Annotated in this window: 12 protein-coding genes and 1 pseudogene; 12 read left to right on the top strand and 1 reads right to left on the bottom strand. The window is 45.5% G+C overall.

The genetic code is table 11. The features are described 5' to 3' along the window. The first annotated feature begins 90 nt into the window (after positions 1 to 90). From ADU22_RS22170 to ADU22_RS22120, 12 genes and pseudogenes are all read left to right on the top strand, one after another. The gene (locus tag ADU22_RS22170; RefSeq protein WP_069188102.1) at positions 91 to 2,202 is read left to right on the top strand and encodes a peptidoglycan D,D-transpeptidase FtsI family protein; all 2,112 of its coding nucleotides are present in this window, start codon (positions 91 to 93) and stop codon (positions 2,200 to 2,202) included. Between the two features lie 207 nt (positions 2,203 to 2,409). Beyond that, the gene (locus ADU22_RS22165) at positions 2,410 to 3,393 is read left to right on the top strand and encodes a PstS family phosphate ABC transporter substrate-binding protein (RefSeq protein WP_053364110.1); all 984 of its coding nucleotides are present in this window, start codon (positions 2,410 to 2,412) and stop codon (positions 3,391 to 3,393) included. A gap of 149 nt (positions 3,394 to 3,542) precedes the next feature. Further along, a complete protein-coding gene (pstC, locus tag ADU22_RS22160) occupies positions 3,543 to 4,448 on the top strand; it encodes a phosphate ABC transporter permease subunit PstC (protein ID WP_502688770.1) in 906 nt (301 codons plus the stop codon). Between the two features lie 2 nt (positions 4,449 to 4,450). Then, complete coding sequence (gene pstA / locus ADU22_RS22155) at positions 4,451 to 5,335, top strand: phosphate ABC transporter permease PstA (RefSeq protein ID WP_053364108.1); 885 nt, start codon at positions 4,451 to 4,453, stop codon at positions 5,333 to 5,335. An 83-nt stretch (positions 5,336 to 5,418) separates the two neighbouring features. Further along, a pseudogene (gene pstB / locus ADU22_RS22150) lies at positions 5,419 to 6,186 on the top strand (phosphate ABC transporter ATP-binding protein PstB); the annotation flags it as partial. A gap of 76 nt (positions 6,187 to 6,262) precedes the next feature. Beyond that, positions 6,263 to 6,922 (top strand): phosphate signaling complex protein PhoU, encoded by a 660-nt coding sequence (phoU, locus tag ADU22_RS22145; RefSeq protein ID WP_053364106.1) that lies wholly within the window; start codon positions 6,263 to 6,265, stop codon positions 6,920 to 6,922. An 87-nt stretch (positions 6,923 to 7,009) separates the two neighbouring features. Beyond that, on the top strand, positions 7,010 to 7,159 hold the full coding sequence (gene rpmG, locus ADU22_RS24465; protein WP_019242566.1) for a 50S ribosomal protein L33: 150 nt from the start codon (positions 7,010 to 7,012) through the stop codon (positions 7,157 to 7,159). 131 nt (positions 7,160 to 7,290) lie between these two features. After that, entirely contained in the window at positions 7,291 to 7,866 is a 576-nt protein-coding gene (locus ADU22_RS22140) for a 5-formyltetrahydrofolate cyclo-ligase (protein WP_053364105.1), read from the top strand. Continuing rightward, the gene (locus ADU22_RS22135) at positions 7,856 to 8,632 is read left to right on the top strand and encodes a DUF92 domain-containing protein (RefSeq protein ID WP_053364104.1); all 777 of its coding nucleotides are present in this window, start codon (positions 7,856 to 7,858) and stop codon (positions 8,630 to 8,632) included. Before ADU22_RS22140 ends, ADU22_RS22135 begins: the two co-directional genes overlap by 11 nt. Before the next feature lie 30 nt (positions 8,633 to 8,662). Then, positions 8,663 to 9,613 (top strand): L-lactate dehydrogenase, encoded by a 951-nt coding sequence (locus tag ADU22_RS22130; protein ID WP_053364103.1) that lies wholly within the window; start codon positions 8,663 to 8,665, stop codon positions 9,611 to 9,613. Between the two features lie 93 nt (positions 9,614 to 9,706). Continuing rightward, positions 9,707 to 9,904 (top strand): protein YqgO, encoded by a 198-nt coding sequence (gene yqgO, locus ADU22_RS22125; RefSeq protein ID WP_053364102.1) that lies wholly within the window; start codon positions 9,707 to 9,709, stop codon positions 9,902 to 9,904. A 144-nt stretch (positions 9,905 to 10,048) separates the two neighbouring features. Continuing rightward, complete coding sequence (locus ADU22_RS22120) at positions 10,049 to 11,599, top strand: rhomboid family intramembrane serine protease (RefSeq protein ID WP_053364101.1); 1,551 nt, start codon at positions 10,049 to 10,051, stop codon at positions 11,597 to 11,599. On the opposite strand, the gene ADU22_RS22115 is transcribed toward ADU22_RS22120, so the two are convergent. Then, the gene (locus ADU22_RS22115; protein ID WP_053364100.1) at positions 11,571 to 12,443 is read right to left on the bottom strand and encodes a hypothetical protein; all 873 of its coding nucleotides are present in this window, start codon (positions 12,441 to 12,443) and stop codon (positions 11,571 to 11,573) included. The genes ADU22_RS22120 and ADU22_RS22115 overlap by 29 nt on opposite strands. Positions 12,444 to 12,462 lie beyond the last annotated feature (19 nt).

Below are 12,462 nucleotides of genomic sequence, written 5' to 3'. Positions count from 1 at the left end.
TGCATTTTACATGGACCACCTTTGTAAAGGAAAGGTGAGGGGAAGACCGTGGGTAAGAAAAAGAAAAAGCAAGTACCGTTCAGGCTGAATATGCTGTTCTTCGTTGTATTTGTTCTGTTCTCCATGCTTGTTTTGCGGCTGGGAATTGTACAGATTGTCTATGGGGAAGACTTTAAACGCGAAATTGAACGCACGGAGGATGTAACGGTAAACAATCCGGTTCCGCGTGGGAAAATGTATGACCGGAACATTCAAACCATTGTTGATAATACTCCCAGCAATGCGATAACGTATACCAAAAGCCAAGGGACGAGTACGGAAGAAATGCTTGAAGTAGCAGACCGCCTTGCGAAAATGATCGAAAAGGATACGGAATCTGTCCGTGACCGGGATAAAAAGGATTTTTGGATCCTGAAAAATCCTGAACGCGCCAAGGAAAAAATCACTGAAGAAGAATGGGATTTATATGAAGAAAAGGAACTGGATGATAAGAAAATTTATGACCTCCAGCTTGAACGGATTACCGAAGAGGACCTAAAAGAGTTCACAGACCATGACCTTGAAGTTCTCGCCATCTTCAGGGAATTTAACAGCGGTTATGCGCTGTCGCCGCAGATCGTGAAAAAAGAAGTGACAGAAAAAGAATATGCTGCTGTCAGTGAAAACCTGGAACAGCTTCCCGGGGTTGATACGACAACCGATTGGGACCGCAAATATCCTTTCGGAGGCACACTGCAAACCGTGCTTGGGAAAGTGACGGATGCTTCCGAGGGCTTGCCCCGTGAGCAGCTCGATTATTATCTCTCCCGGGATTACAGCAGGAATGACCGGGTTGGGAAAAGCTATATCGAAATGCAATATGAAGATATTCTTCGCGGCCAAAAAGCCAAGGTGAAAAATGTTACTGATAAAGCAGGTAATGTTCTGGATACCGAAGTGATTACCGAAGGGCAAAGAGGAAAAGATCTCGTGCTGACGATTGATATGGATCTCCAGCTGGCCGTTGAAGAAATTATTGAGGAAGAATTGCTCAAAACCAAGCAAAAGGCAGGAACGAGGCTGCTTGACCGTGCTTTCGTCGTCATGATGGATCCTCATACGGGGGAAGTGCTGACGATGGCTGGAAAGCAAATCACCAGGGATGATAACGGAAAGACTAGTGTTAATGATTTTGCACTGGGTAATATTACCACCTCCTATGCTGTTGGTTCGACTGTTAAAGGAGCAACCGTCCTGACAGGATTGCAGCGGGGAGCCATTACACCTTCAACGACTTTCCTGGATACACCTGTCAAGATTAAAGATACTCAGCCAAAAAGATCCTGGAGAGCCGGACTCGGTGTTTTGAATTACAAGGATGCGCTTAAGGTTTCGTCCAATGTCTACATGTTCCGGACGGCGATAAATGTAGGTGAAGGAAATTACAGGTATGACCAGCCATTATCGCTGAGGCCGGATACCTTTGAAATTTTCCGCAACTCCTTTGCCCAGTTTGGGTTAGGGGTCAGGACCGGTATTGACCTTCCTAATGAAATGGTTGGATTCAAGGGGCCTGAACGTGGTCCCGGAAAATTGCTTGACTATTCAATCGGCCAGTACGATACGTATACGACAATGCAACTCGCACAGTATGTATCGACGATTGCCAATGGCGGCAACAGGATACAGCCTCGCATCGTAAAGGAAATTCGCGAACCGGTCATGAATAACAATGAAGTAGGCCCTGTCATCAAATCGATGGATCCAGTGGTGCTCAACCGTGTCGATGCTGATTCGAGCTGGATTGAAGGCGTCCAGGAAGGATTCCGCCGCGTCATGCAGGAACCAAACGGGACGGCTCGCGGAGCATTTGCCGGTGCGGCGTACAAACCAGCAGGTAAGACGGGGACCGCCCAGGCATTTTATGATGGTCCTGAACGAAAGAGATTTGATAAAACTCCTGAAGTCATGAACCTGAGCCTTGTGGCCTATGCGCCGCACAAAAATCCTGAAGTTGCGATTGCGGTCATGGTTCCATGGGCTTATGAAGGCGGCACTGGCCACTATGCCAATAACGACATCGGCCGCCGGGTGCTTGATACGTACTTTGATTTAAAGAAAAAACGACAGGAACAAAACCTGACTCCCGAGGAACCTGTACAGGAAATCAATGATGAAGTAACCACAGAACAGCAGGATGATGCTGAAGAGCAGACAGAATAAAAACTACCCGTTTGGGTAGTTTTTTTTGTTTTGGGAAAAACTAATTTAAGAAGCAAATTCTCTATTTTCCCTGTTTATCAACAAAATTCTACATCTTTCAGACAAATTTACAAAACCTTAACATTCGGTTTAAACAGGGTTAATAGTGTGGATGTATTCTTTTACTTGTAGGACAAAACAACCATATCTCTTAGGGGGAATTACGGAATGAAGAGTCTGAAAAAGTTTAATCTGCTGGCAATGCTGCTAGCGGCAATCATCATTGCTGCAGCATGCGGCAACGGAAATGCAAATGAAAATGAAAATAATGAAGGCGGAAACGGCGATGGAGCCGCAACCGAGGAATTAGAAGGCAGTGTAGTGATTGACGGTTCAGGGACTGTTTACCCTTTCATGGCTAGAATGGCTGAAAACTATATGGGAGAGCAGGAAAATGTCTCTGTAGAGGTGAGCCGCGCTGGTACATCCGCAGGTTTCTCCAAGTTCCTTGCTGAGAATGGCACAGATTTCAACGATGCTTCCCGCCCAATTAAGGATGAAGAGAAAGCGAAGGCTGAGGAACTCGGCATCGAAGTACAAGAATTGAAAGTTGCCCTGGATGGATTGACGTTTGTTATCAACAAAGAGAACGATTGGGCTAAAGAGTTGACTGAACAGGAAATCAAGGACATCTTCCTTGCAAGTGCAGGCAAACAGAAATGGTCAGATGTTCGTTCGGACTTCCCTGATGAAGAAATTAAAACATACGGTCCTAACGAAAACCATGGAACATACGAGTTTTTCTTCGAGAATATCCTGGAAGAACAGGACCTGGTAAAAGGAATCAATTTGCAGCAGGATTACTCGACGCTTGTTGACTTGGTGTCAAAAGATAAAAACGCTATTGCGTTCTTTGGATATGGCTATTACGCCAGCAACACTGACAAGCTGTCTGCGGTCAATGTTGATTTTGGCAACGGTCCTGTAGAACCTTCAGTAGACACGATTGCAGAAGATGGCGACTATGCACCATTCACCCGCCCGGTATTCTCTTATTTGAATGTGAACAATGCGAAAGAGAAGCCTCAGGTATTGGACTACGCCATCTACACGATGGAAAATGCCAACGCCGTCGCTGAAGAAACTGGCTTTGCCCCTCTGCCTGAAGAGGAACTCAAAGCTACAGTGGATGCACTTAATAATTTGAAATAGCCGTTCGTTAACTGGCAAGATGAGAAGGGATTTCTTCTCATCTTTTGCCTGTTTTAAATTCTCATCCACCTTAATGAGGTGAAAGGAGTTCGTTACATTTGCAGAAATCAACAAGACAGGATCAGCATTCAAGGCCCGCTGTAAGCGACCTGATTGCCGAAAAGAAAAAAAACAGGACAGTTGGCAGCAGTTTAGAGAAGCTAGTGCCTGGAATTCTTTTTGGAATAGCCGCTGTATCCGTTATAACAACAGTTGGCATCCTCTTAACTCTTATTACTGAAACGGTTCTCTTCTTTCAGGAAGTTAACTTCTTTTCGTTCTTTACAGGAACTGAATTAAAGCCATTGGGCCAGAACGCTGTGTTTGGCGTCTTGCCATTGCTGACAGGAACACTTATATCAACTGCCATCGCTATGTGTGTGGCAATTCCGATTGGCCTTATGACAGCCATTTACCTTAGTGAATATGCTTCTGAAAAGGCTAGGAGAGTACTAAAGCCAATCCTGGAAATCCTTGCAGGTATTCCTACGATTGTTTATGGTTTTTTTGCCTTTACTTTTGTCACGCCTCTTCTTAGGTCATTCATACCTGGATTGGAGCCAACCAATATTTTGAGTCCAGGCCTTGTTATGGGAATTATGATTATACCAATGGTTGCCTCCCTATCCGAGGATGCCATGAGTGCCGTGCCTAACTCCATGAGGGAAGGAGCGCTTGCCCTCGGATCGACCAAACTGGAAGTTACCTGGAAAGTCGTTGTTCCGGCAGCAATCTCGGGCATTATTGCCTCCTTTGTGCTGGGCATCTCCCGTGCAGTTGGAGAAACGATGATTGTAACCATTGCGAGCGGAAGTTCAAAGAACTTTACTTTTGACGTTACGCAATCGATGCAGACAATGACGGCTTATATTGTTGAGGTATCGGGCGGTGAAGCGGCTGCAGGGACGACTTTATACCATAGCCTTTACGCGGTCGCGATGACATTGTTTGTATTTACTTTGGTTATGAACTTTATCGCGCAATATATTTCCCGCAGATTTAGGGAGGAATATTGATTATGAAGCATGTGAATGTAGAACAGGTTCAAAAGAAAATGGGCTCTCGTTTATTTGCGAATACATTAGCCAAAACATTATTTTTACTGGCAACACTATTTGGCCTGGTCGTTTTGGTTGTTCTTATATATCGAGTCATTCAAGATGGCGCAGCATGGATTAACTTTGACTTTTTAACCAATAAGCTATCTACCGACCCTGATAGGGCGGGGATTATGGGAGCCATCCTTGGCACCCTGTGGTTAATGGCTGTAGTCGCCCCTGTGACGATGATCCTGGGGGTAGGGACAGCTATCTATCTTGAGGAATATGCCAAAAAGGGCCGGATTCAGTCCCTTATCCGGACAAATATTTCAAACCTTGCAGGTGTCCCTTCMGTTGTGTTTGGACTTCTCGGTTTGACTGTTTTTGCAAGAGGCATGGAATTGGGCAACGTCGTTCTTGCGGGCGGATTAACAATGGCTCTGCTTGTTCTTCCGGTCGTTGTTGTCTCGAGCCAGGAAGCGATCAGGGCTGTGCCTCAGTTTTTGAGGGAAGCATCTTTTGGAATGGGAGCCACTAAATGGCAAACAGTTAAAAACGTTGTTTTGCCTGCCTCACTGCCGGGAATTTTAACAGGGACGATCTTGGCCTTGTCCCGTGCAATAGGGGAAACGGCGCCGCTGGTCGTCCTTGGGATACCTGCATTGCTGATTCCGCTTCCGGATAGTATTTTTGATAAATTCACTATCCTTCCTGTACAAATTTATTATTGGACGCTGGATTCTGCCCTTGTAGCCGAGTATACCAATCTTGCCGCAGCTACCATCCTGGTATTATTGATTGTCCTGTTTGTCATGAACTCAGTGGCCATCMTGATTAGAAACAAATTCCAAAAACGATATTAACCCATGGAGGGACAACAACTATGACAGTATTAACGGGTAATGCCAAAGCAAAAACGAATAACTTATCTGCTTCAACCGGCTCTGAAACGGAAAATAAAAAGATTGTATATAACACAAAAGACCTTAATCTTTGGTATGGGGAAGACCATGCATTAAAGAACATCAACCTCCCTATCCATGAAAATGAAGTGACTGCGATCATTGGTCCTTCCGGCTGTGGTAAATCCACCTATATCAAGACATTGAACCGGATGGTCGAGATGATTCCAATCGTCCGCATCTCAGGGGAGATTTTGTACCGTGAACGAAATATCTTTGATAAGAACTTTCAGGTAGAGGACTTGCGGACTCGTGTGGGAATGGTCTTCCAAAAGCCAAATCCATTTCCAAAGTCTATTTATGAGAATGTTGCTTATGGGCCGAAGATCCACGGAATCCGCGATAAGAAAATTCTCGATGAAATTGTTGAGAAAAGCTTGAAAGGCGCCGCCATCTGGAATGAAGTAAAAGACCGCCTCAATGAAAATGCCTACGGGCTCTCAGGGGGACAGCAGCAGCGTTTATGCATAGCGAGGGCTCTGGCAATAGAGCCGGATGTCATTCTTATGGATGAGCCAACCTCCGCTTTGGACCCGATATCCACTTTGAAAGTGGAGGAACTGGTCCAGGAGCTGAAAAAGGATTTCAGCATCATCATTGTTACCCATAACATGCAGCAGGCAGCCCGTATTTCCGATAAAACAGCCTTCTTCCTAAGCGGTGAAGTGATTGAATTCGCGGAGACAGACAAAATCTTTTCCACCCCTTCCGATAAGCGGACAGAAGATTATATTACCGGCCGATTTGGCTGATCAGGATATGGACAACTACAGGTGGGCCAAACAGGCTTTTGGCCTGTAATCACCAGGAATGAAGGGAGCATGAAGAATGGTAGTAAGGGAAAAGTTTGAAGAGGAATTGAGGAAACTCCAAAGCAGCCTGATCGAGCTGGGCAATTTCAGCTCTGAAGCATTGACCCGCTCGTTGGAGGCCCTTGAAAATAAAGACATAGAATTGGCCTTGAAAATAATAGAAGATGACGATAAAGCCAATATGATGGAAGAAGAGATCGATGATGCTGCCATCCTTCTGATTGCCAAACAGGCTCCGGTTGCAGTGGATCTTCGCCGGATTATTGTCGCCATCAAAATTGCGAACGAAATAGAGCGAATTGCCGACTTTGCCGTCAATATTGCCAAATCAACCATCCGTATAGGCAGTGAACCGCTGGTAAAGCCGATTGAACATATCAGGCAAATGCATAAGCTTACCCTTGAGATGCTGAACTTGTCTCTTGAAGCATTTGCAGAGGAAGACTTGTCCAAAGCCAAAAAAGTGGCAGAGATGGATGACCAGGTGGATGAGCTGTACGGCCAAACGATTGTTGACCTGCTTAGGATGAATCAGGAAAAACCTGAACAAACGGCTCAGATTACCCAGCTGTCATTTATTTGCCGGTTCCTTGAGCGTGCAGCCGATCATACGACCAATATTGCCGAAAATGTTTTCTACCTTGTAAAAGGCAAGCGGTATGATTTAAATAATTAAAAACGTACTAGCATTTCAAAAAGAAAAGTGATATTATAGAAAAGTCGTATGAACGAACTAGGTTAATGAGTTTGGAGGGAAAATCACATGCGTGTAAATATTACGTTAGCTTGCACAGAGTGCGGAGACCGTAACTATATTTCCAAAAAAAATAAGCGTAATAACCCAGACCGTCTTGAGCTTAAGAAATACTGCTCAAGAGAAAAGCGTGCCACTTTGCATCGCGAAACAAAATAAGCAGCATCGGGAACTTTCCCGGCTGCTTTTTTTTGTTGTGGCGAATTTATTGAATTTTTACACAGTAACTCTTTTTGAGGTGTGGTAAAGTCAGTTACATAACAACGATCATTTTGATTGGAGGATGTGAAATGGATAGGAAACGGCAATTTCGCGAAAAAGTTAAAAGCCAGCTTGATAGTTTGTCATTCCCAATGTATCAGGACCTTTCATTTCAGGTTGCCTGCCAGCTTTACAAGGATAAAGCCTGGAAAGATGCGAAAACAATTGGAATTACAGTCTCAAGGCAGCCGGAAGTGGATACGTTCCAGATCATCCGCAAAGCATGGGAAGAAGGGAAGGCTGTAGCCATCCCCAAATGCATTCCAGAAAATAAAGAGCTTGTTTTTAGATCATTCAATCGATTCTCCCAGCTCGAAATGGTTTACTATGGATTATATGAGCCGATACCTGCTGAAACAGCTGAAGTTCCTGCCGGGAAAATCGACCTGTTGATTGTTCCCGGCCTCGCATTTACACCTGCAGGTTACAGGCTTGGATTTGGCGGAGGCTATTATGATAGGCTGCTGGCGGATTATACCGGTGACACAGTTTCCCTCGCTTTTCAACTCCAGGTTTTTCCTGAACTGCCAATAGAGGCACATGATATTCCAATTTCCAGAGTGATAACTGAAGAAGGGCAGGTTTCCGGAGAGAATGGAGCCTAGCTTGCTGATTGGATTTGTTGCAATTGTCTCCATCCTTGCCTGGAAATTCTCATTGTTAAGCCTGTCAGGTGCAGGAGCTGCTCTTGTTTGCGGGGTATTTGTCGGGATGGGATTCGGGTACAGGGGTCTTTCTTTGCTCGGCTTGTTTTTTATTAGTTCCAGTTTGCTGTCAAATTATAAGAAGAAACGAAAAGGTTATTTGACTGAGTTCCATGAAAAAGGATCAAAACGGGATTGGCTTCAAGTGGCTGCGAACGGAGGGGTTGCCGCCGCTTTGGGTTTGGCTTATTTTTGGTGGGAAAGCCCATGGATGCTAGTGGCCTTTTGTATTTCACTTGCCAGCTCCAACAGTGACACATGGGCTTCCGAGCTGGGAACCCTCAGCAAGCATCACCCTTTCTCTGTCAGGAGCTTTAAAAGGGTGGAACCAGGAACTTCGGGTGCTGTTTCAGGAACCGGGAGCGCCGCCGGATTTTTGGGGGCCGGTACAATCGCTTTGGCTGCCTATTTTTTGTTCGGCCTGAATAGTAGGGAAGTCTTTTTAATTTTAGGTTTTGGTTTTTTAGGGATGATGATGGACACGATATTGGGAGCCTTTATCCAAGCGGGCTACAAGTGCCGTGTTTGCGGCCGTGAGGTGGAAAAAAGGCACCATTGCGGGGAAGCCTGCCATCTCACTAAAGGAAAAGGCTGGCTTCAGAATGATGGGGTCAATTTTATTTCGTGTTTGCTCGCTGTCATATTGGGAATAATTTCTTATGTATGAGGTTCGTTATTAACTCGGGGAGGGTTTGTTATGAATAACAGGGTGAATCGGGTGGTTCTGATTGGAACTGGGTTTGTGGGATCAAGCTATGCTTTTGCCATGCTGAACCAGGGGGTAGCGGAGGAATTGGTTCTGATTGACTTAAACAAGGAGAAATCAGAAGGGGATGCGATGGATTTAAATCACGGGCTGCCGTTTGCTCCGTCGCCGACAAAGATATGGTTTGGGGATTACTCGGACTGCAAGCCTGCGGATATTGTAGTCGTTTGCGCAGGAGCAAACCAGAAGCCAGGAGAAACCAGGCTTGATCTAGTCGAGAAAAATACAAAAATTTTCAAGGGAATTGTCGGCGAGGTAATGGGAAGCGGATTTGACGGGATTTTTATCATCGCAACCAATCCGGTGGATATCCTTACATATGCCGTATGGAAATTTTCGGGGCTGCCAAAAGAGAGGGTCATTGGTTCGGGCACCATCCTTGATACAGCCAGATTTCGCTTTTTGCTGGGGGATTACTTCAATATTGATACCAGAAACGTCCATGCCTATATCATTGGCGAACACGGAGATACGGAACTGCCGGTCTGGAGCCACGCGGATATTGGCGGCAAGCCAATCGAAACAATTATTAATGAAAGAAAGGAATACAGGCAGGAAGACCTTGAACAGATTTTTACCAATGTCAGGGATGCAGCCTACCATATTATTGAAAGAAAAGGTGCCACATATTATGGCATTGCCATGGGGCTGGTCCGGCTGACGAAGGCAATCCTGCAAAATGAGAATTCCATTCTAACGGTCTCCTCCTATCTTAACGGGGAATATGGCCAGGATGACCTTTACATCGGAGTACCTGCCATTGTGAACCGCCATGGAATCAGGGAAGTACTGGAGTTTACCCTGGCCGATGATGAGAAGGAGAAATTCAGCCACTCGGCAGACGTGCTCAGGAAAGTGAAGGAATCAGTCTTTCCTTCATAAAGCATCATTGACTGGCCGAAAAGTCCTTCCCTTGTCTAAAATTTCCGGAATAAAAGTATTGTTCTGCTGCAAACTAAGAGCGGAGGGATGTATATGTTAAAAAGACTGATGTCGATTCTCTTTTTTAGCGCGGCCGGGTATGTTGTCTTTCAAAACCGCTATAAAGTCATGAATATGATCCTGGGTAATGCCATGCTTCGCAGGATTGCAGTCACATCCATGATGGGAATTCCGGGGGTCAGAAGCAGAATGATGCGGACGGTATTCTCCGGCCCCTCAGAGTTTAACTAAAAGACCTTTACGAGGTCTTTTTTTGTTTTTTAAGGCTGTACTGAAATGGTAACTGGAGCATGAGGGCGGGCTGGTGCTTATTTGCTTCAGCTTGGTTTATAATGGAGGTAGCTTGGAACCCATGTTTAGAAAGTAGGGGAGAATGTGAGTGGGCTAGAAGAAAATGTGTTCTGGAAAACGGCACATTTCCTGATTGTCAGGAATGGCTATCGGATTATACAGCTATCCAAAGACCGACAAGAGCTGTGGCTTGAAAAAATGGAAAACAAGGAAGCCCAGGTGATCAGGCTCCTGCGATATGACCTTGATTGGAGCAACTGGCTGCAGCGCGATATAGAGAGTGTCGCAGCCAGGGGAGTGAGAATCGGCAGCCGTTATGCCAGAGGAAAAATGACTATTTTGAACCTGTATGTTACTTCCTACCCTCCTGTTGATGATTATCAGCACAGGATTGATGCTCCCTATGTGCCTGCGAAAGGGAAAGCACAAATAACAAGTGTGGTCGCATCCAGGAATGATGAATTCCAATCACTTAAAATATTGGAACAAGTGACAGGTACAGCTTTCAGCCTGGTGTCTGGGGAAGCTGAACTTGAGCGGGAAACCGCTGCACTAAGCACCGAGGCCCTTGCTTATGCCCAGGATAGGGCCAGGGAGGAGCAAGCGTTTTTTCAATCAGGGAAGCCATTTTTTACCTTTGTCTTCCTGGTTATCCAGGTGCTCGTCTTCCTGCTTCTGGAGCTGCGCGGAGGCAGTACAGATACATCAACCTTGATCAGGTTCGGTGCGAAATTCAATCCGCTCATCTTGGAGGGGGAATGGTGGCGCTTCTTTACACCAATGGTTTTACATATAGGCATGCTTCATCTTTTTATGAATTCCATTGCCTTATTTTACTTGGGGCCAATGGTTGAGAGGATATTCGGCAATATCCGTTTTGTATTCATTTACATATTTGCGGGATTCGCTGGCTCGCTGGCCAGCTTCCTGTTCAGCCCTAATTTGTCAGCTGGAGCGAGCGGAGCGATATTTGGATGTTTTGGTGCCCTGCTTTATTTTGGCATAATCTTCCCGGGGTTGTTTTTCAGGACCATGGGCATAAACATTTTAGCCGTTCTGGTGATCAATCTTATATTTGGCTTTACTATGCCAGGGATTGACAATGCCGGCCATATTGGCGGCCTGGCTGGCGGATTTGCCGCGGCAGGAATTGTCCACTTCCCGAAGAAGAGGAAAAGGATACTCAAGCAAACAGGGTTCCTGGCAGGTACGGCCTTGCTAACGTTTATGATGCTGCAATATGGGTTCAGCCACTCTTCAGCCATCATTGATGAACAGTCTGTCCTGATTTTGGCGCAGGATTATCTCCAAAACGATGAATATGAAAAAGCCCGGTCTCTCCTCCTGGATTATCATAGCCAGGATGAGGCTACAGCTGATACCCTATTCCTGCTCTCCTTTGCGGAGATTAAGCTGAAAAATCTCGAGGATGCTAAATACTATCTTCATCAAGTCCTTGATATAAAGCCGGCTTTCCACGAAGCTCATTATAATCTTGCTTTAGTGTACCTTCAGCAAAAAGAATACGAGGATGCCCGGATACATGCGGAAGAAGCAGTCCAGCTGCAGCCCGAAAATGAGGATTACCAAAACCTCTTCAACAGGGTCAGCGCCTTTTTGGAATCTGCTGGATAAGGAGGACAGCTTCCCGGTCGGCTGTTTCAGTCAATACGAGCAGGGAAGAGCGGTCCTTTGCGACCATGATAAGCGGGATGGTGCTTTCGATTGGACTGACGATTGCGCCATCCTGTTTTTTTATGCCGTAAAAATAGTGCTTATACAATCCTTCCCACAGCCTGCCGATAATTTCACTGGTTTCCCTTAGTGTGTACCCAGGGAAGGGCTTGTCTTTAAATTGCGTAAGCTCAGTCAGCCAAACCTTATAATAATGTTCCGGGTTGAGCCGGAGTTTATTGAGGGCATTGTTCTCGGCTTTTTCAAGCTGGCGCTCCTCGGCAGTATCGAGAAGCCGTTTCCATTCCAGGTCGTCCTGACTATGTGGAATTCGAAACGACCGCATCGGGCTGTATGGTGAATGAATGGCATACAAGAGATCCGCAGACATGTCCTGGGCACTGGTAATCCTGTCATCTTTTCCATGAATTTCCGAATGGTGAAACGTAACAGCTTGGAATTTCCCTGTATCCTTTTCCTCTAACTCCTGATTTTGGCCTAGATTATCGGTATTTTGCTTCCACTCCGCCGTCTTCCCGTGCAGCCTCCCATTTTTAAATAAGAGTCCCATATCCTGGCGCAGATAGGCTTTCTGGCCAAGAAGAGAGTAAATGTTCCATTGAATTTCATATTCCTTTTCGTTTTTGCCTGGTGCCATGGTCAGGGTAGTATTTACAGATTTATAGGCTGCTGCTTCATCTATCGGAAAGAAAATAATCGTTTCACTGGTTTCTTGAGGATGAAACAAATAGATGAGTAAAACAGCCGCCGAAAGCAAGCCAAAGCTTAATAAAATATTTCTCATAACCCGTTCCTTTCAGAGC

It is taken from the genome of Bacillus sp. FJAT-27251, assembly GCF_001273925.1.
Lineage (GTDB): Bacteria > Bacillota > Bacilli > Bacillales > Cytobacillaceae > Mesobacillus_B.
Note: the sequence above shows the minus strand (reverse complement) of the source record. Positions and strands in the feature narration are given on the sequence as shown.

Bases quoted from the DNA above. Each gene is read 5' to 3' on its own strand.
- ADU22_RS22170 (WP_069188102.1), top strand. From the start codon at position 91: ATGCTGTTCTTCGTTGTATTTGTTCTGTTCTCCATGCTTGTTTTGCGG.
- ADU22_RS22165 (WP_053364110.1), top strand. From the start codon at position 2,410: ATGAAGAGTCTGAAAAAGTTTAATCTGCTGGCAATGCTGCTAGCGGCA.
- phoU (WP_053364106.1), top strand. From the start codon at position 6,263: ATGGTAGTAAGGGAAAAGTTTGAAGAGGAATTGAGGAAACTCCAAAGC.
- rpmG (WP_019242566.1), top strand. From the start codon at position 7,010: ATGCGTGTAAATATTACGTTAGCTTGCACAGAGTGCGGAGACCGTAAC.
- ADU22_RS22140 (WP_053364105.1), top strand. From the start codon at position 7,291: ATGGATAGGAAACGGCAATTTCGCGAAAAAGTTAAAAGCCAGCTTGAT.
- ADU22_RS22135 (WP_053364104.1), top strand. From the start codon at position 7,856: ATGGAGCCTAGCTTGCTGATTGGATTTGTTGCAATTGTCTCCATCCTT.
- ADU22_RS22130 (WP_053364103.1), top strand. From the start codon at position 8,663: ATGAATAACAGGGTGAATCGGGTGGTTCTGATTGGAACTGGGTTTGTG.
- yqgO (WP_053364102.1), top strand. From the start codon at position 9,707: ATGTTAAAAAGACTGATGTCGATTCTCTTTTTTAGCGCGGCCGGGTAT.
- ADU22_RS22115 (WP_053364100.1), bottom strand. From the start codon at position 12,443: ATGAGAAATATTTTATTAAGCTTTGGCTTGCTTTCGGCGGCTGTTTTA.